The sequence below is a fragment of the Anaerophaga thermohalophila str. Valhall genome, from assembly GCF_000250735.1.
Classification (GTDB): domain Bacteria; phylum Bacteroidota; class Bacteroidia; order Bacteroidales; family Marinilabiliaceae; genus Anaerophaga; species Anaerophaga thermohalophila_A.
Genome location: NZ_AHZV01000361.1, coordinates 1 through 19,030, shown reverse-complemented (window position 1 = coordinate 19,030; position 19,030 = coordinate 1). Strand labels below are relative to the sequence as shown.

The following is a 19,030-nucleotide window of genomic DNA, read 5'->3' as shown; positions in this document are numbered from 1 at the left end:
TGGACAGACACTAATTACAAATCTAAAAAATAAATGGTTATGACAAGATCAGTTAATTTTCCGGAACAATCAATAGAAAAACTTCCTCTTCACGTGGTGGAAAATAAGGAAGAAGGCGCCCGACAAATTGCTTCCATTATAGCCGATGTAATTAAAAATAAAGAGGCACAGGGGAAAAAGGCAGTTCTCGGGCTGGCAACAGGTTCCTCTCCTATCCCCGTCTATAACGAATTAATAAAGTTGCATAAAGAGGAAGGCCTGAGTTTTAAAAATGTGATTACCTTCAATTTGGATGAGTATTATCCGATGAATCCCGGGGACAAACAGAGCTACGTCAGGTTTATGCACGAAAAATTGTTCGATCACATCGACATCCCGAAAGAGAACATCCATATTCCTGACGGAACAATCGATATAAGAAAAATGGAATCTTATTGTGCCGAATACGAAGAAAAAATCAAATCGGCCGGAGGCATCGACTTTCAACTTTTGGGAATTGGACGATCGGGACATATAGGTTTCAACGAGCCGGGTTCGGCCATTAATTCAACCACCCGCCTGGTCAGGCTTGATCCGGTCACCATTGCCGATGCAGCTAAAGATTTTGGGAATGAAGAATCTGTCCCCACTAAAGCTATCACAATGGGGATTAATACCATTCTGAGTGCAAAGAGAATTGTTCTGGCTGCCTGGGGCAAAAACAAATCCATTGTCCTGAAGAAAATGCTTGAAGAACCCCTCTCCTCGCAAATACCAGCTTCATATCTGCAGCTTCATAACGATGTAACCATATTTGCTGATAAAGATGCAACGTCGGAACTCTCACGGAATAAAGCTCCCTGGCTTTACGGGATGGTGAACTGGACACCGAAGATGATAAAGAGAGCCGTTATCTGGCTCAGCTTAAGAGTTGAAAAGCCCATACTGAAACTGACGGACGACGATTACAAGGCGGAAGGACTTGCCGATCTTCTGGCTTTTTACGGAAAGGCTTATGACCTTAACATCAAAGTATTCGGTGAAATTCGTGACACCATCACCGGCTGGCCGGGTGGAAAACCAGGAGCCTTTGAAAAAACAAGACCCGAACGCCCCGAGCCTCCGGTTAAAAGATCGCTCATTTTCAGCCCTCATCCCGATGACGATGTAATTTCCATGGGCGGAACGTTGCTCAGACTGGTAGACCAGGGACACGATGTTCATGTGGCCTATCAAACATCGGGTAATATTGCCGTATCCGACGATGATGCCTTGCGTTTTTCGACATTTTCCGTTGATCTGTTAAAAAGCAACAACGCCGAAAACAAGACGATAGAACAAGAACACAAAAACCTTATAGAATTTCTGAAAAAGAAAAATCCCGGTGACATTGACACGCCCTATGTGAAAAACATCAAGCGCCTTATCCGGCAGGGAGAAGCCCAGGCAGCCTGCCGCTATTGCAGGGTGAAAGACGAAAACGTTCATTTTCTTTATCTCCCCTTCTACGAAACTGGCCTTGTTGAAAAGAAACCCATGTCGGACGTCGACATCAACATCGTTGTTGAACTTCTGCGAAAAGTAAAACCGCACCAGATTTTCGCTGCCGGCGACCTGCAGGACCCCCATGGAACGCACGAAGTTTGTCTCCAGATCATCTTTGCAGCCATCCGGAAGATTAAAGCAGAAGGTGACGAGTGGCTAAAAGACTGCTATCTCTGGCTTTACCGGGGTGCCTGGCAGGAATGGGATGTGGAAGATATTGAAATGGCAGTTCCCATTAGTCCCGACGAGTTGATGAGAAAACGTAAAGCCATATTCAAACATCAGTCACAAAAAGATTCTCCGGTATTCCCGGGAAAAGACAGCCGCGAATTCTGGCAAAGAGCGGAAGACCGGAACAGAACAACTGCAAAGCTTTACGATAAGCTGGGTTTGACGGAATATGAGGCCATTGAAGCCTTCGTTCGTTACCCCTTCGATGACGAAGCATCTTTTCTGAAGTAACACGCCTTCCGAAATGGCGTTGTTAACGCGTAACAATTTGCGTGTTGCGGAAGATTAGGCATTTCACCTCCAACAACCCGGGGGGAGACCCGGAAACATACATGAGTGCGGTCTAAAAAGCATCTTTGTTGCCAAACTCTTTGATGTCTTAAATTTTTGCATCCTCATTAACAACGAGTTAACTACGGTACAAAAATTTAAAAGGCCTTGATTTTGACAAAAATATATCCTTTTACACCACACTTATACATAAAAAATTTGCAAGTGTGCCACCCCTTGTGAAGTCAGGGGTGTTGAAACACGGATAAAATGGGGCGGGGTTGGTTTTCGCAAATGCTGAAAACCAACCCTGCCCCTTCCTGTATTATAAAGGTATTCGTTACCCTTCTTTTGTAAAAAATTGTATACATTTCAGGGTGAAATATGTTTACACAGATGTGGACAAATAATCACACATCGACTCAAACATCCTCTATCCCCACATTTTTCAATAATTCTGATTTTTGCTCAGATTTTAAATATCTTTTACATTTTACACCTCCATCCACCTCTTAAAATCATTAATCCACCCCGGCAAGACCTTGCTGGTGTAATTTAGCATTAGAAATTTTAACAAAAATCTGTTGTCAGCCATTAAAAAACAAAAACGACTAAGCAGACGAAACGAGCATGGTCAGGTTTACCATTACTTGTCACTGCCGCCCAGATAATTCGGAGATTATTCGAAGACGAGAATACGTAAGAATTCTCAGATGCGCGTTAAGGAAGCTGTATAAATAGTGCTTGTCTATAAACTCGCAAAAAATGTTTACAATATATGTGTCTGTTCAGAAAGTACCAGTTGCAAGGCCTGCGAAGCCGCCAAAAACGGAGTTTACTTTTCGTAAATGAGTATTTTGGCGGCGAGCGTAACACAGCAAATGGTACTTTATGGACAGACACTAAATAGCAATAGATCGTTAAATTTTTAGATATAAGATGATCCATATAATCTTGATATACTGCATTTTAATAAATACAACCTTTTAACACATGCTATTGATTTGCAACGTATTGTTAAAGTTTAACGGACTGTTGAAATAGAGCAAGCCCAAATCTACAAGACTAATGACTAAAAGATGCATTCAATTAAAATTAAATTAAAATTATGAAAACAAGTAAGCTAATAAAGTACGCTTTGTACGCAGCAATTTTGGCAGCATTGGCCTTAGTTGGGTGCGAGAAATTGGATCCTTATTCAATTGATGCGCCCCCTGACCTTCAGAACAAAATCGACTCCATTGCAGCGGTGGAAGCAAGCAAGGATACGGGTGACACCACTTACATAGACATCGCTACAACGATAGTCGGACCTGAAGATAACAGTGCCGCATGGTGGACGGAATTCTCTGATTACTTCACCATTCCTTCAAACAAGCTGTTGCATTTGGAATTTATAAACCACGGGTCCGGTGAAAACAACTGGAACAACTGGAATCTTGCCGTCGCCAACGTAGCAGATCGTGATGCCGACGACTATGCAGAATACTTTGTTCTCCGCTCTGATGCTTACGGCTGGGGTAACGATGATTTCGACCTGAGCATGATCTCACATAACTATCCCGACCTCGACGAAGATGGAGATATCTGGAACGACTTCCGCACCACGATGCAAGGTGCCCATGTTACTTTGGAAATCGACCACTCACCTACGGGAAATGTATTCGTAACAGCTACTGCCTTAGGAACAAACGATGGAGAGTTGGTTATGACATACCAGCAACCGGTTTCTGCAACAGAAGATATAGTGGCTTTCCTGGTTTGTGATGCCAGTCATTTCGAGATGGAAGAGGCATACCTCACCCCCTCTAAAGTCACTGAAGTAGAAGATGTTGAACCTTCATCAATCACTGTTGAAGGAACGCCTGATTTTGTTGAATTAGGCAACGAAGATTTCTGGGGTGATGCAACGGCAACGGTTACATTCGCTGACGGATCGTCGGAGCAGGTTGACACTGCAGATTTATCGTTCTCAGTGATTCCTGATATGACTACACTCGGCGAAAAGACAGTTATTGTATCTTATAATAAAACCAAACAGGGTGAATACACGGATGCTGTATCAACTTATTATACCCTGGAAGTAACAAACTCTGTTTCAAGCATAGAAGTTACCACCCTGCCCGACATAACCACCTACTATTTTTACAGCAGCGACTCAATCATATTCAACCCCAAAGGTATGGTTGTAACAGCGACGTATGCCGACGAAACAACCGATATCTTAGCAAACGAATCTCTTGAATTCAGCAAGATTCCGGCTGACGAAGGTTCTCAGAATGCTGTCATTTCTTATGTTGGAACAACGAGCACAGTAACTACAACTGTCCCGCTAACGCTTGTTCAAGGTACCGGACAGGTAGGTGCTACTGACTTTTCGACTGAATGGTGGACGGAATTTTCCGATGACTATGCAGTTGCATCAGGAGAAAGTAAAACACTCAAAATGTACTGCTACTCCGCCAATCTTGAAAACTACCAAAGTCCAAGTACAATCCTTCGTAAGGCTGACATGACAGAATATGCCGTAGTTCGCATGGATAACTACGGATGGGGAGACGGCTATGGCACAGCCACTGCCACAAGTGACTGGAACTGGGATACATTTGCCTCAAACATAAGTGGTTCTGAGATAATCATCACAGTGACAAACAATGGTGACGATACAGCTGATGTATACTACGACGTTACTTACGCCACCGGTGAAACTCATTTCCAAAGTTATGAAGGGATAACAGTTGACAGTTCTGATTTGAATTGCGCACTCGTAATAGAGGGAGCTTATATCGTATTTGTTGAATAATTAGCAGGACAAAAAATACTTATACCATGAAACGAGTCCCGATTAGCCGGGACGAGTTCCATCAGACCAAAAACTTAATTAAATTATATACTAATGAAATATCTATATTTAATATTGTTGGTACTACTGGCGCAGGCGCCTGCAACCTATGCGGAAGGCTCCGGTAACAGCAGCCAGGTACCAATGACTCAAACAGACAACATAACAGTACAAGGGAAAGTTGTTGATGAAAACGGGGAAACGCTTCCGGGCGCAACCGTACAACAAAGTGGCACAACCAACGGGACCATTACCGACATTGATGGTAACTTCTCTCTTTCAGTTCCTTCAGATGCTACGCTGGTAATATCTTTTGTGGGATATAAAAGTACTGAAGTAAGTGTTGAAGGAAAAACCGATCTCGGCACAATCACTTTGACTTCGGACATAAAAGAACTCGACCAGGTAGTTGTCGTCGGCTACGGTACACAACGCAAAGTTGACCTGACAGGTTCAGTGGCCGTTGTCGATGCCGAAGAGATGAAGAAAGTATCACACTCAAACATCTCAACAATGTTGCAGGGAAAAGCAGCCGGTGTTCGTATTACAACCGACGGTCAACCGGGAGCCGACCCTTCAGTGCGTATTCGTGGCATCGGTACGTTCGGTAACTCCAACCCTCTCTACGTTATTGATGGTGTGCCCATGGGAACAACCATTCGCGACTTCTCGCCAAACGATATCGAAAGCCTTCAGATACTTAAAGACGCTTCTGCGGCAGCAATTTACGGTTCGCGTGCTGCCAATGGCGTGGTGATCATCACTACAAAACAAGGAAAGAAGGACCAACCCTTGAGAATCGACTACAGCGGCTATGTTGGTTTCGATCAGGTGGAAGAAGGCGTGTACGATGTTATGGACTCATACCAATATGGCGAATATGTCACCATGGCTTACAACAATAGTGGCATGGATGTTCCTGCCGGATACGATCCTGATAGTGAAAAATATATCGATCCGGGTGAAGTTAATACAAATTGGCACGATGAGGCGTTCAAAACAGGTATTCGCCAGAATCACAACATCAACCTTTCAGGGGGTGGTGCCAACAATACTTACAACTTCGCACTCGACTATTACACCCAGGAGGGAACCATGGAAGGTGCAGGCCCGAACTTCGAACGTTACACAGCCCGTGCCAACAACACCATGAGCGTTAAATTTCTCGAAATCAAGACCAACTTAGTGTATAGTCACAGCGACCAGGACAATATGGCGCTTAGTAACGCCAATGAATATGTACAGGGGTTATATGGTGCACAATACCCTGTAATGGCTTCAGTACTGCTTCAACCACCAACCATCAAGGCTTACGATGAATCGACCTGGGTACTCGATGACAAAATTTCGGCTGCATCGGAATATACCTACGATTCTTATGGTTTCGGCACTTACTACGATGACGTGCATGGAGACTTGCGTGTCACAAACCTTTTGCTTACCAATAGTCTTTTGGAAAGAAACTCTGTTGTTGACCGTTTCGTTGCTTCAGGTTCGGCAAAGGTCGACCTAATAGAAATGCTTGGGCAACAGAGCAGCATGCACACGTTTGATTACAACCTCAATTTGTCGTACAACAAAACCACTGTAAAAGACCTCACATTCGTACCTGCATTTATACAGAGTACAACCAACTATTTATCAAAAAGCAATGAACGCCTGACACAGGGCTATCGTAGTTATAGCAATGCTCTTATAGAAAACTATATTAACTACGATGGAAACTTTGGACGCCATCATGTCAATACGGTTCTGGGACAAACATTCGAGCGCAACCTATTTCACACACTTACAGGTGAAGGTGTTAATCTGCCGGAACCATACTATCTGCAAATAGACAATGCAGAGGATACATCTTCAGCAACCGAAGAAACTGAAGAGGTGCTGGCATCGTATATCGGTCGTGTTAACTACAATTTTGATGACAAGTACCTTATATCGTTAACAGGCCGTTATGATGGATCAAGCCGTCTTTCGGTGGATCGTTGGGTTTTCTTCCCTTCTGTATCGGCCGGTTGGCGTATCGAACGTGAAAACTTCTTTCCCATACCCAAATCGACTATCAGCCTGCTCAAGATTCGAGGTAGTTATGGTGAACTTGGTAATGATACAAACTTAGGTCCTTACGATTACATGGCCATTATGCAGAGAGGGGACTACACATATAGCTTTGGAAACAACAAGGTTACCGGCTCAGCCATATCAGACTATGTTAACGAAGCCATCCGATGGGAAAAAAAGAAAACCATCGACATTGGCCTCGATCTCGCGATGTTCAACAATCGGTTGGAATTCACTTTCGACTGGTATAAGGCAACATCAGAAGCTCTTCATTATGATGTAGCTGTTCCGGTGAGTGCAGGTGCAACCAATACAACAGTAAAGATGAATGCAGCAACGATGGAAAACTCAGGTCTCGAATTCCTTCTTTCATATCGCAATCGTCAACATGCTGTTAAGTATGAAATTTCTGCAAACGCCTCTACCCTCAACAACGAGGTTACCAAGTTGGGCGTTTCAAACGAACCCCAGACCAATGGTTACTGCCGCACAGAGGTAGGTCGTGAAGTTGGTCAATTCTATGGCTATGTGTACGATGGTATTTTCCAGTCGCAGGAAGAGATAGATAACCGTGTCAACGCAGAAGGCGAATACATCAATCAACCAGGAGCACAACCCGGTGATGTTGCTTACGCAGACATTAACAATGACGGCGAAATTACCAACGAAGACCAACAATTTCTGGGCAGTGGCTTACCAGACGTTAATTTCGGCCTGGATGCACGTATTGAATGGAAAGGCTTTGACTTGAGCATCTCCACATTTGGTGCTGCAGGCTTCAAAGCTGTGGATTTTGTTGACGTAACACTGCGCAGCTCTTATGGTTCACTCAATAAAAGCGTTGATCTGCTGAATGCCTGGACTCCGGAAAACACAAATACCGATGTACCTCGTGTTGCATACAAGTCAACAGGTTCAATCACCAACGATATGTTCAGTGATCGTTTCATTCAGGATGCATCGTATCTAAAAATTGCCAACGTCGAATTGGGCTATAACTTCTCTGACAGATGGTTTGGTGGCTATGTTCACGGAGTACGCGTATATGCATCGGGTCAGAATCTGGCTACATTTTCCAAATACAGAGGTTATAATGTAGACTTTGCCGGAGGCACATTCACTCCCGGTTACAACTATGCTTCGTATCCAACACCACGAACTGTAATGTTTGGAGTAAACATGTCATTCTAAAAAATATAATCTAAAACAGAGAATCAAAATGAAAAGGTTTTATATAATTCTAACAATATTGGCGCTTATTGGAGGCCTGACAGCATGCGAGGATCAGCTTGATGTTACGAATCCGAACAGCCAGACAACATACGATTTTGGCGATTCAGAGTCAGAACTTCAGGAGGCTATCATCGCCTGTTACAACCGCATTCGCCTCGAAGGTTCGTTTGCCCGTGTTGGATACACTTTGGATGCAGTACGTGGCGACGAAGTTTGGAACTCATCTCAGCAATGGTATTTGGAGTACGACAATCTCAATTCTCCGGGTACCATCGAAATAGGTGATTTGTGGCCATGGCGCGACTGGTACCATGTCGTAAACCGCACTAACTTTGTACTGTCTAAAGTAGATGGTGTTGACATGCCGGAAGATTCTTATGATCAGATAGCCGGACAGGCGCTCTTCCTCAGAGCTCTGGCATATTATCATCTGGCCACATATTACCAAAATGTCCCCTTAATTACTGATTATGCGGCTTATTCGGACATCAATACCATGTATGCCTCCAATAACACTCAGGACGAAGTGTTCGACCAAATAGAGGCTGACCTCACAAAAGCTATGCAAATGCTCCCCTCACGCGATGAAGGCGGTGAATGGGCCCAGGGGCGTGCTACATGCGGTGCTGCTGCCGGATATATGTCCCGTGCTCTTATGTTCCGTCATAAATATGAAGAGGCGTACACCATACTGAAAGACATCATCGCCGGCGAATACGGACACTATGAATTGATGGATGACTATGGCGACAACTTCAGAGAAGATACGGAAAACAACGCTGAAAGCCTCTTCGAAGTACAGTTTATGGACTATGGAACCGGGGGCACCGACGAAGAATGGACCCCGGTAAACATAAGCCCGGAAGCAACTCAGGGCCACGCAGTAGAAAGCAATTACGCTTCTCAGGAACTGGGTAGCTGGGGCGACCTGGCCGGATCAGTTTGGTTGTATAACCTGTTCAAAAAAGAGACCTCTACAGATGGTCGTCTGGATCCTCGTTTATACTGGACTCTTGTTACCTACGAAGAGGAATATAGCACTTATACCGACCAAAATACTGCAGCATATCCCGACGGAGATCCGCGCAGCAACGTTGTTTATCAACAAGAGATAACTGAAACACCTCTTTCGAACAGTTCACAGGGTGGGATATCTATAGCTAAATGGACCAATGCAAGAACCAATCTGTACAGTTCAATAACTAACGGATTGCATTGTGGAATTAACCTGCGCCTCATGCGTTATAGCGACGTTTTACTGCGTGCAGCAGAATGCGAAAATGAAATCAACGGGCCCACCCAAACGGCAATTGGTTACATTAACCAGGTACGTCGTCGTGTGGCTTTACCAGACCTTGAACTTGAGGATTTCCCCACAGCTGATCATCTTTTTGAACAAATAGCAAACGTTGAACGTCCGAAAGAATTCGGTTGCGAGAACGGACGTGGTATCGACTTAATCCGTTGGGGATTCTTTTACGATGAGGGCCGTATGAATCAGTTGATTGAACATGGTTATTATAAGTTAGCTCCCAAAAACGAAGAGGACGAAGTTATCGTTAACACGGAGGAGCTCACTGCAGAAACCGCCAGCGCTTCATCGTTCCAATACTACTATAAGGGACATGAATATTTCCCGATTTATCAAAATACGCTGAATGCCAATCCCAACCTTGAAGGGAACTCAGCCAACAAGAATGAAGATAACGGGCCGGCTTTCAGAGAAAAATGGGATATTCGTCCTGTAGTTGAGTTAGAATAACCATTATTCGTTTATATTAGAGACTTCCTTATCGACATTAGTAAATAGTCGATAAGGAAGTCTTTTAACTCAGTTACCGAGGACTACATTGCTGAAAAAAGCGACATAGCCGGGCGATACTCCGCGTTTCATTAAATCAGGATTTCTTTGTAACCAAAGCAGCGTAGCTGAGCGGTAATCCTGGATTTATATGGACAACACTCTTTCTAATAAAAATGAGGATTAAAAATGCACCAGAGGGGCAGGTATCAGACATTAATACATAAATTTAAAATGATGAGGATGAAGCATTTACTGATTTTATCGATTTACATAATTGCTCTAACGTTTGCAGGATGCAAAGATGATGATGTTGAACCTAAAGAGGATGATACTGAAACCGACACCGAATTCACCATCCCGACATACGACGACGACTATTCAGATATTGCATCGTGGTCAGACCGCAACAAGTGGAACCTGGCCAACGTTCACGACCCATCGGTTGCCTACTACGATGGATATTACTATATGTACGGCACCGATGCCTCGTATGGGAATGTACACGAAGGACACGGTCACTTTCAGGGCAAACGCTCTACAGACCTTGTTAATTGGGAATGGGTAGGCGGTCCTTTTTACGATCCGCCATCCTGGGTAGCCGACTCTCTCAACGCTATTCGGTCGCGCATGGGGCTCGAAGCCATACCCGAAGAAGACATTAATTACGGTTATTGGGCACCGGTAGTACGCCGGGTTAACGTTGGAGGACAAGAAATTTTACGAATGTACTACAGCATCGTTATCAACAACTATATAAAGTCAGGGAAAGCCAATACCGATGCCAATTTTGACGGAAGCTGGACAGAGCGTGCCTTCATCGGTATGTGCGAATCGACCGACCCCGCCGGGGCAGAATGGGAAGACAAAGGATTTGTTACCACTTCGTCTTCTGATCGTGGTTTGGACTACAGTCGTTCCAGTTTGTCGGATTGGGACGCCTATTTTTACTACAACGCCATCGACCCTACATACATCGTTACACCTGAAGGAGAACACTACCTGATACATGGTTCATGGCACAGTGGCTTTGCAATATTGCAGGTTGACCCTGCAACAGGAAAACCGCTTAACACCCTCGGTGACCCCTGGGCAGACAATGCAAGTGAACTGCAAGCCCGATATGGAAAGAGAATTGGCACACGTGTCGGGAGCGGCTACTGGAGCAGATGGCAGGGCAGTGAAGCCCCTGAAGTTATTTACAAAGATGGTTACTACTATTTGTTCATGGCTTACGATCCCCTTAACGTACCGTACAACACGCGAGTGGTCAGAAGCGAGAACATCGACGGCCCATACTACGACATCACCGGTCGCAATTTTACCAACGGGGAAGGAGACTCCTACCCGATAGTAACCCATCCCTACAAATTCAATTTAAGCTACGGATGGGTAGGCATTTCACACTGCGCTATTTTTCAAAAGGAAGATACAGATGAATGGTTCTACATGTCGCAGGGACGACTGCCTGAAAATGTACCTGGCATTCCCGTTTCCAATGCCATTATGATGGGGCACGTACGCCGCATTGTATGGTGTCCGGCCTCTAAAAGTGAGCCGGATAACCTGTGGCCTGTAGCATTGCCCGAACGTTACGCCGCCGTACCCGATTACGGCACTATAACCAAAGACTCGCTTGTAGGGACCTGGGAGCACATTAACCTTGAATACAAATATGGCCAACAAAATACAGCTTCCTCTCTCACGCTCAATGCCGACGGCACTATGTCGGGTGCACTGACAGGCTCCTGGAGTTACGATGAAGCCAAAAAACAGCTTACTTTGGGCGACGTTATCGTTTGCGTTGAACGCGAAGTGGATTGGGAAGCATCCCCGCGCCGTGTAACATTAGTATATGCAGGAACTGAAAAAAACTTAAACGCAACTTATTGGGGTAAAAAGAAATAGAAAATTTTTGCGAGTTTATAGACGTGCACTATTTAGAGCCTGTCTATAACAATAGTCAGTTAAAAACAGCCTAAACGCAGATATGCAATGACGCAAAGTTTTTATTATGAGAGCGTTAGTGCCTTATCCCTGATATTCGTGTTTTTTTGGCAAAAGTAGTGCTCTGTCACCGCTCCGCGGTTAATTTCTACCACCTACTCACCAAATTGCCTACCAGCCTAATCACCTATTAACCTACTGACCTATTGACCTACTGACCTAATACCCCAATTCCCTGCCTCGCGTCCTATTCATTTTGGACCATCCTACCATTCCACCATTACTCCATTACTCCATTCCACCATTACTCCCAGCTCTCTGCCCCTTGCTCCACACTACCGACCAGCCACTACTACGACGTTCTTCTTACGTCATCCACTGATAAAAGTAGGTTCCAATCGTTAAATAGATACCCATTCCGATAATATCGTTCAGGGTTGTAACAAACGGGCCGGTGGCAACTGCCGGATCTATTTTAATTTTGTCGAGAAAGAGAGGCACCAAAGCACCAAATACGGATGCAAAAATAACCACCGAGAACATGGCGCCCGAAACGGTTAATGTCAAAGCCTCGGGTGAACCTAAAATATAGTTATATGCAAAAGCCAGTGCGGACAGAAGGGTTGCATTCAGGAAAGCGACGCTGAATTCTTTCAAAAGTTTTTTGAAGGGGGAATCCAGCCCCATGGTACCCGCAGCAATCGACTGAACAACAATGGCCGATGATTGTATTCCCACATTACCACCCATGGCAGCAATAAGCGGCATAAAAAAGGCCAATTGGGGGTAAATATCCAACACACCTTCGAAACTTCCTACCACACGCGAACCAAACAGTCCGCCAACCAGCCCGATAAAAAGCCATGGCACCCTGGCCCTTGTCAGCAACCATACACTGTCCGAAGATTCCACGTCGCCCGTGATACCTGAAGCCAGGGCATAGTCTTTCCCGGCCTCTTCGCGCATAAAATCCACTACATCGTCGATAGTGATACGCCCTACCAGCCGGCCTACCGGATCAACAACAGGAAGGGCAACCAACCCGTACTTGTCCATTATATTACTTACCTCTTCGGCCGTGGCATCAACGCCTACAGAAATTACATCGGGATTATAAATATCGCTTACCAGCTTATTGGTCGAACTCAAAAGCATCTTTTTCAGTGAAAGTGTTCCCTTCAGCACTCCGTTATTGTCGACAACATACACATAGTAAACCTCATCGATATTTTCAGCCTGACGCCGCATACTCCTCAGGCAGGTTGGTATGCTCCAGTTTTCTTTCACTTTGATAAGCTCCTTAGCCATCAATCCACCTGCTGAATTCTCGTCATAATTCAGAAGATCAACAATATCGCCGGCAACATTAACATCTTCGATATAGGAGAGAACTTCCTGCTGGCGGTCAAGGTCGAACTCCGATATTACATCGGCAGCATCATCGGAGTCCATTTTATCGATAAACCTGCGGGCAATGACCTCACTCGGGAGAGCTTCAAGAAATCTTAACCGATCGTTCTCATCCAGCTCGATTATGACATCTGCCGCTTTGTCATCGTCGAGCAAAAAATAGATATACTTCGCTTCATCTATGTTCAACTCTTCGAACAATTCGGCAATATCTGCCGGATGGAGCTCCTCAAGAATTCCTGAAACTGCTTCGTTGTCCTGATTCTCAATCAGGCTCTTCAGTTCTTCGACAAACTCTCTGGTAAGTTCAAAATTGGCCATAGCCCCTGGTTTTAGAATTCTACAAATAACGACAAAACGTTCACACAGAGGATTCAATCATCTTTGTAAGTCTGACAAACTCTTCGACACCAAGTTGTTCCGGTCTTTTTTGAAACAAGTTACTATTGGCAGCTATCTGTTCTTTCAGACCAAAACTTTTTAAACTGTTGCGTAAAGTCTTTCTTCGTTGGTTGAATGCTGTCTTAACCACTCTCAAAAACATTTTTTCATCGCACCCGATATCCGTCACCCCGTTTCTGGTAAATCGAACAACAGCCGATTTCACCTTAGGAGGGGGCCTGAAAACATGCTCATCTACCGTAAAAAGATACTCGGCATCATACCATGCCTGCATCAAAACACTCAAAATTCCGTAATCTCTCCCGCCGGGTGCAGAAGTTATTCGACGCCCCACTTCCCGCTGTACCATTCCGGTAACACATCTTACCTGATCGCGGTATTCAAGAACTTTAAAGAATATCTGGCTTGAGATATTGTAGGGAAAGTTTCCGATAATTGAAATATCGCCGGTAAAAAGATCGGATAAATTAAGCTTCAAAAAATCAGCAGAAATTATTTTTCCGGCAAGCCCGGGATAATTCTGATGAAGATAGTTAACGGATTCGTCATCCAGCTCGACGAGGGAAAGTTCAATGTTTGGTATTTGGGAAAGATATTGAGTGAGCACACCCATTCCGGGCCCTACTTCAAGCACCTGATAAGGCGGAAGGGGCAAACTCTCGACGATGCGCATGGCAACATGTTGATCGTTGAGAAAGTGCTGTCCGAGGTATTTCTTGGGTTTGACTCTCTTCATCTTCCATGATCGCAAACAAATTAATGATTCCACTCCTGAAAGGTAATTTTGACCCTCCTCATTGAGTATCCACTCACTGATGGATTACAAAACTTTTGGCCAAAAGAACCGTATTTTGTAAAATTGTATTTTGTTTGTGACGCAAAGGTAAGACTTTTTATGCGGGGAATAACTTTCACTCCCCAACATTTTGTCTTTCCCGGTCAAAACTAACTTAATATGAAACGTCCTTCTCATCTCTAAAAGATGGGAAAACACAAATAAACGATGGCTAAAGTAATAAGTAAAGGGCTCCGGTTTTTTCTGTTTCTTTCAATAGGATTAATCATTCTCTGGTGGCTTTATAAGGACCAGGATCCTCAAAAGCTGACCGATATACTTAAGAAGGATGTAGGTTACGGATGGATATTCCTTTCGCTGGTAATGGGACTCTTAAGCCATATCAGCCGTACCATTCGCTGGCAAATGCTTATTGAGCCGGTCGAAAAACGACCGGGTCTTCTCAATACTTTCCTGGCTGTCATGATAGGCTACCTGGCAAATCTTGCCATTCCACGGATGGGAGAAATTTCCAGATGTGCTGTCCTGAGCCGCTACGAGAACACTTCATTTTCCAGGCTTGTTGGCACCGTAGTAACTGAACGTGTACTCGACATGATCATGCTGCTTTTATCGCTGTTTCTTGTGGTTATATTACAATACGGCGTATTTGCAGAGGTCGTCAAAAACAAAATGGAACTGACACGTATAACGGATTTTTTCTCTTCATGGAAATTTTATATCTCCGTTGTGTTGTTGGCAGCTTTGATTGTGCTTTTCAGAAAAAAAATCGTTGGCGGAAAAATATTCTTTAAACTCAAAGAACTGTGGGCAAAATTCAAGGAAGGCCTTTTCTCATACCGTAATGTAAAAAACAAGCCGATGTTTTTCATTCATACGGTTTTGATTTTTGTGCTCTATTTTCTGATGATTTATGTATGTTTCTTTGGATTTCCGTTCACACGCCACTTAGGGCCGGGGGCAGGACTCGCTGTTTTTGTGCTCGGGAGCTTCGGGATGGTGGCGCCTGTTCAGGGAGGAATTGGGCCGTGGCATTTTCTGGTTATTTCCACGCTCCTGTTTTTCGGTGTCGAAGGCACACAGGCTGCAGCTTTTGCGCTTCTGGTACATGGTTCGCTCAACGGGATGATCATAGTGACGGGACTGCTTTCTCTTATAGCCATACCTCTCGTAAATAAAGTAAAACCGTTAAATGAATAAACGTATTCAAGGGAAAAAAACACTGGCCATCTGCATTTCCATAGCCACGATGCTCTGGGTGACTTACAGAATGTGGACATTCACAGAATGGCCTGCATTTTCAGCTTTTCTTCAGCAAAGCATTTCCGGCTTACCTGAAGTTTTGGTACTGGTGTTCATTTTAATGCTTATCAATATCGGGCTGGAAACCAGAAGATGGCAGTTACTGGCCAGCCAGGCTGTTTCCGTTTCGTTCCCGCAGGCACTAAAACAGGTCATTAAGGGCATTCAGTTGGGACTCATCACTCCTGCCCGCGCCGGTGACCCTTTAGGGAAAGCAGCTTGTTTCGCTTCAAAAGAGCGTCCCCGGGTTATTTTGCTCTCCTTTGCCGGAAGTTTTCTTCAGAATGTGGTTATTTTCGCATTCACACTTTTAGCAATAGCGTTGGCCGGTCAAACCGGAGATAAATACCTTGATACCATTTCGGACTATTATTCATCCATCGATAGCTCCATGGTTATCTATTCTTTCTTCTTTCTGATTTTGGTGATTGTGTTGCTATGGAAAATTATCGCCGGGAACAGGGTGTACGCAATAATTAAAAAGCCATTTAAAGTGTTCAGGAAGTTCTCACCTGCAGTAATATTACATATTGGAACCCTAACACTAATCCGGTATCTGGTTTTTTCTTTTCAGTTCATAATTTTACTGCGTTTCTTCGGATTACCTTCGACAGCTTCAGGCTTTATTCCGGTTTTTCTTTTTTACGGAGCCATTACCTTCCTACCGTCATTCGGAGCGGGAGAGGTGGGAATACGATCTGCTATTGCCCTGTTCATTTTTGGAGAAACGGCTGTTACAGGGCCCGGAATAGTTTTAGCCACGATGCTTATCTGGTTTTTCAATATTGCATTGCCGGCTATTACACCGCTTTTGACTCAACCCGTCCGTTATTCGCTGACAAATTTGAAAAGTCGGTATAACAGAACTCCAACATAGCAAATTAGTCTAAAACAATTGCAGTTCCTAAAGCGATTAAGTTATCCTGAAAAGGACAAGTCAGTATATATCCAATTTGTCAAAACAATTTTCTATATTTGTTATTTAGTGCCTGTCCAAAAAGTATCATTTGTTGCGTTACGCTTGCAAACGGTAGTCTCTGAACAGAAAAACATCTTGCAAAAATTTATGTGAATTTACCGACAGGCCATTTTTAATCTGATTACGGAGAGATTTGTGAATGTAGAAACCCTTTATTTATGGACAAACCAAAAATAAAACTCAACATATTAGGCTTATCCTATTCCCAAACACAATCAGGGGCTTATGCCCTGGTACTTGCCGAAGAGGAAGGGGAAAGACGAATCCCCATTATCATCGGAGCTGTTGAAGCTCAGTCGATAGCCATCAAACTGGAAGGGCTTGAGCCTCCAAGACCGCTGACACACGATTTATTTTTGAATTTTGCCCGTGCTTTTAAAATAGATATCATAGAAGTTGTTATCTACAAACTCGAGGAAGGCATCTTTTATTCCGAACTGGTTTGTTTATATAACGATGAAATTGTCAGGATTGATTCGCGAACATCGGACGCAGTATCACTGGCGCTCCGCTTCAACTGTCCCATTTATACTTATGAAGATATCTTACAAAAAGCAGGAATCGTTTTAGATTTCGGCGATCAGGACGAACCGACACCAGAAGCATCAAAAAAATCTTCGGGAAAAACAAGTCCCGGGCCCCGCAGTCCTCTGGCAGACAAAACAATGCAGGAGCTTAAGGACATGCTGAATGATGCCGTAGAAAAGGAAAACTATGAAAAAGCTTCCGAAATAAGAGATGAAATAAAACGACGTAAAAAATAAGTACTCTCATCTATGAAGCCATCAAAGCTCCGAACTTTTTTAATAGTGTTGTTAGCACTTTTTTTAATTCCAGCTACGCTTTTTGCCAATAATCCTGTAATATCTTCAGGCGGTGGTTTCACCATACAAAGTCTTTTTCGCGGTCTTTTGGGAATGGCCATTATCATGTTTATTGCGTGGGTGTTCAGCACCAACCGGAAAGCCATATCATGGAGAGTAGTTTTGACGGGACTGGCTATTCAGATTTCCCTTGCACTGGCCATTCTATACGTGCCGTTTGTTCAGTCGGTGTTCGATGTCCTGGGAAAAATATTTGTAAAAATTTTGAGTTTTTCAGACGAAGGTGCCAAATTTCTTTTTAAAAGTCTTTCGACCGGAGAAATAGAAGAGCCGCTTCTCAACTTTGCCATTACCATTCTGCCCACGATTATTTTCTTTTCCGGTCTCACCAGCATCCTTTTCTATTTTGGAATTATCCAGAAAGTTGTATACTGGCTGGCCTTGGGAATGACGAAACTTTTGAAAATATCCGGAGCCGAAAGTCTTTCGGTAGCAGGAAACATTTTTCTCGGACAAACAGAATCGCCGTTGATGATCAAGGCATATCTGGAAAAGATGAACCGGTCGGAGATAATGCTGGTCATGTCGGGAGGCATGGCCACGCTGGCAGGGGGCGTTTTGGCCGTTTACATTAAGGTGCTTGGCGGCGGCGATCCGGTGCAGGAGCTTATCTATGCCAAACACCTGCTGGCAGCGTCAATCATGGCTGCACCAGGAGTCATTATTATTGCCAAGATGCTGGTACCGCAAACAGAAAAAATCGATAAAGAAGTCGATGTGCCGAAAGAAAAAATCGGGAAGAATGTTCTGGATGCTATATCAAACGGGACCACCGAAGGCATCCGGCTGGCTGTTAACGTAGCAGGCATGCTTTTGGTTTTTATCGCTCTCATTGCCATGCTCAATTTCATTTTTGCAAAAATTGGCGATTGGACAACATTGAATTCTCTTATTGCATCTGCTACCAGCGGGGAATATACTCAATTGTCGCTGGAATTTATACTGGGATATATATTCGCCCCGTTTATGTGGTTGCTGGGGGTTGCTGCAGAAGACATGGACCTGGTGGGACGTGTGCTCGGGGAAAAAATAATCATGACCGAATTTATTGGCTATGTAAGCCTGGGCGAACTGAAAGAGGCCGGTGCCTTCGTTCATGAAAAATCGATAATTATGGCCACTTATGTACTGGCAGGTTTTGCCAATTTTGCTTCCATCGGCATCCAGATTGGAGGGATTGGTGCCCTGGCTCCCGGCAAAAGAGTCCTGCTCTCTCAGCTGGGTATGAGGGCTTTGCTTGCAGGGACACTTGCTTCTTTGCTCTCAGCTACAATTATCGGAATGATACTGGGGTAACAGGAACATTCGATTATCTTCTTACTTGCGCTACCCCCTGGCCCCTAACCTG

11 protein-coding genes are annotated in these 19,030 nt (G+C 44.2%); 9 read left to right on the top strand and 2 right to left on the bottom strand.

What is annotated here, in order from left to right; all coding sequences use genetic code 11:
- The first annotated feature begins 39 nt into the window (after positions 1–39).
- The 5 genes from nagB (at position 40) to OQ5_RS0118960 (ending at position 11,870) form a co-directional block, all read left to right on the top strand.
- On the top strand, positions 40–1,986 hold the full coding sequence (gene nagB, locus OQ5_RS0118980) for a glucosamine-6-phosphate deaminase (protein WP_044108125.1): 1,947 nt from the start codon (positions 40–42) through the stop codon (positions 1,984–1,986).
- Positions 1,987–3,133: 1,147 nt separating this feature from the next.
- The gene (locus tag OQ5_RS0118975; protein WP_016779003.1) at positions 3,134–4,828 is read left to right on the top strand and encodes a hypothetical protein; all 1,695 of its coding nucleotides are present in this window, start codon (positions 3,134–3,136) and stop codon (positions 4,826–4,828) included.
- Positions 4,829–4,921: 93 nt separating this feature from the next.
- Entirely contained in the window at positions 4,922–8,119 is a 3,198-nt protein-coding gene (locus OQ5_RS0118970) for a SusC/RagA family TonB-linked outer membrane protein (protein ID WP_016779002.1), read from the top strand.
- 28 nt (positions 8,120–8,147) lie between these two features.
- Positions 8,148–9,923, top strand: a complete 1,776-nt coding sequence (locus OQ5_RS0118965; protein WP_016779001.1) for a RagB/SusD family nutrient uptake outer membrane protein — start codon at positions 8,148–8,150, stop codon at positions 9,921–9,923.
- Positions 9,924–10,205: 282 nt separating this feature from the next.
- The gene (locus tag OQ5_RS0118960) at positions 10,206–11,870 is read left to right on the top strand and encodes an arabinan endo-1,5-alpha-L-arabinosidase (RefSeq protein ID WP_016779000.1); all 1,665 of its coding nucleotides are present in this window, start codon (positions 10,206–10,208) and stop codon (positions 11,868–11,870) included.
- Positions 11,871–12,275: 405 nt separating this feature from the next.
- On the opposite strand, the gene mgtE is transcribed toward OQ5_RS0118960, so the two are convergent.
- The gene (gene mgtE, locus OQ5_RS0118955) at positions 12,276–13,640 is read right to left on the bottom strand and encodes a magnesium transporter (RefSeq protein WP_016778999.1); all 1,365 of its coding nucleotides are present in this window, start codon (positions 13,638–13,640) and stop codon (positions 12,276–12,278) included.
- Between the two features lie 40 nt (positions 13,641–13,680).
- Entirely contained in the window at positions 13,681–14,457 is a 777-nt protein-coding gene (gene rsmA / locus OQ5_RS0118950) for a 16S rRNA (adenine(1518)-N(6)/adenine(1519)-N(6))-dimethyltransferase RsmA (RefSeq protein WP_016778998.1), read from the bottom strand.
- A gap of 267 nt (positions 14,458–14,724) precedes the next feature.
- On the opposite strand from rsmA, the gene OQ5_RS0118945 reads away from it, so the two are divergent.
- From OQ5_RS0118945 to OQ5_RS0118930, 4 genes are all read left to right on the top strand, one after another.
- Positions 14,725–15,717: a lysylphosphatidylglycerol synthase transmembrane domain-containing protein gene (locus OQ5_RS0118945; protein WP_016778997.1), complete on the top strand. Its 993-nt coding sequence runs from the start codon at positions 14,725–14,727 to the stop codon at positions 15,715–15,717.
- On the top strand, positions 15,710–16,696 hold the full coding sequence (locus tag OQ5_RS0118940) for a hypothetical protein (RefSeq protein WP_016778996.1): 987 nt from the start codon (positions 15,710–15,712) through the stop codon (positions 16,694–16,696). The genes OQ5_RS0118945 and OQ5_RS0118940 overlap by 8 nt, the downstream gene beginning before the upstream one ends.
- A 260-nt stretch (positions 16,697–16,956) precedes the next feature.
- Positions 16,957–17,562 carry a bifunctional nuclease family protein gene (locus OQ5_RS0118935; RefSeq protein ID WP_016778995.1) on the top strand — a complete coding sequence of 202 codons (606 nt, stop codon included), beginning with the start codon at positions 16,957–16,959 and terminating at the stop codon, positions 17,560–17,562.
- 12 nt (positions 17,563–17,574) lie between these two features.
- Positions 17,575–18,978, top strand: a complete 1,404-nt coding sequence (locus OQ5_RS0118930) for a NupC/NupG family nucleoside CNT transporter (protein ID WP_016778994.1) — start codon at positions 17,575–17,577, stop codon at positions 18,976–18,978.
- Positions 18,979–19,030: the final 52 nt, after the last annotated feature.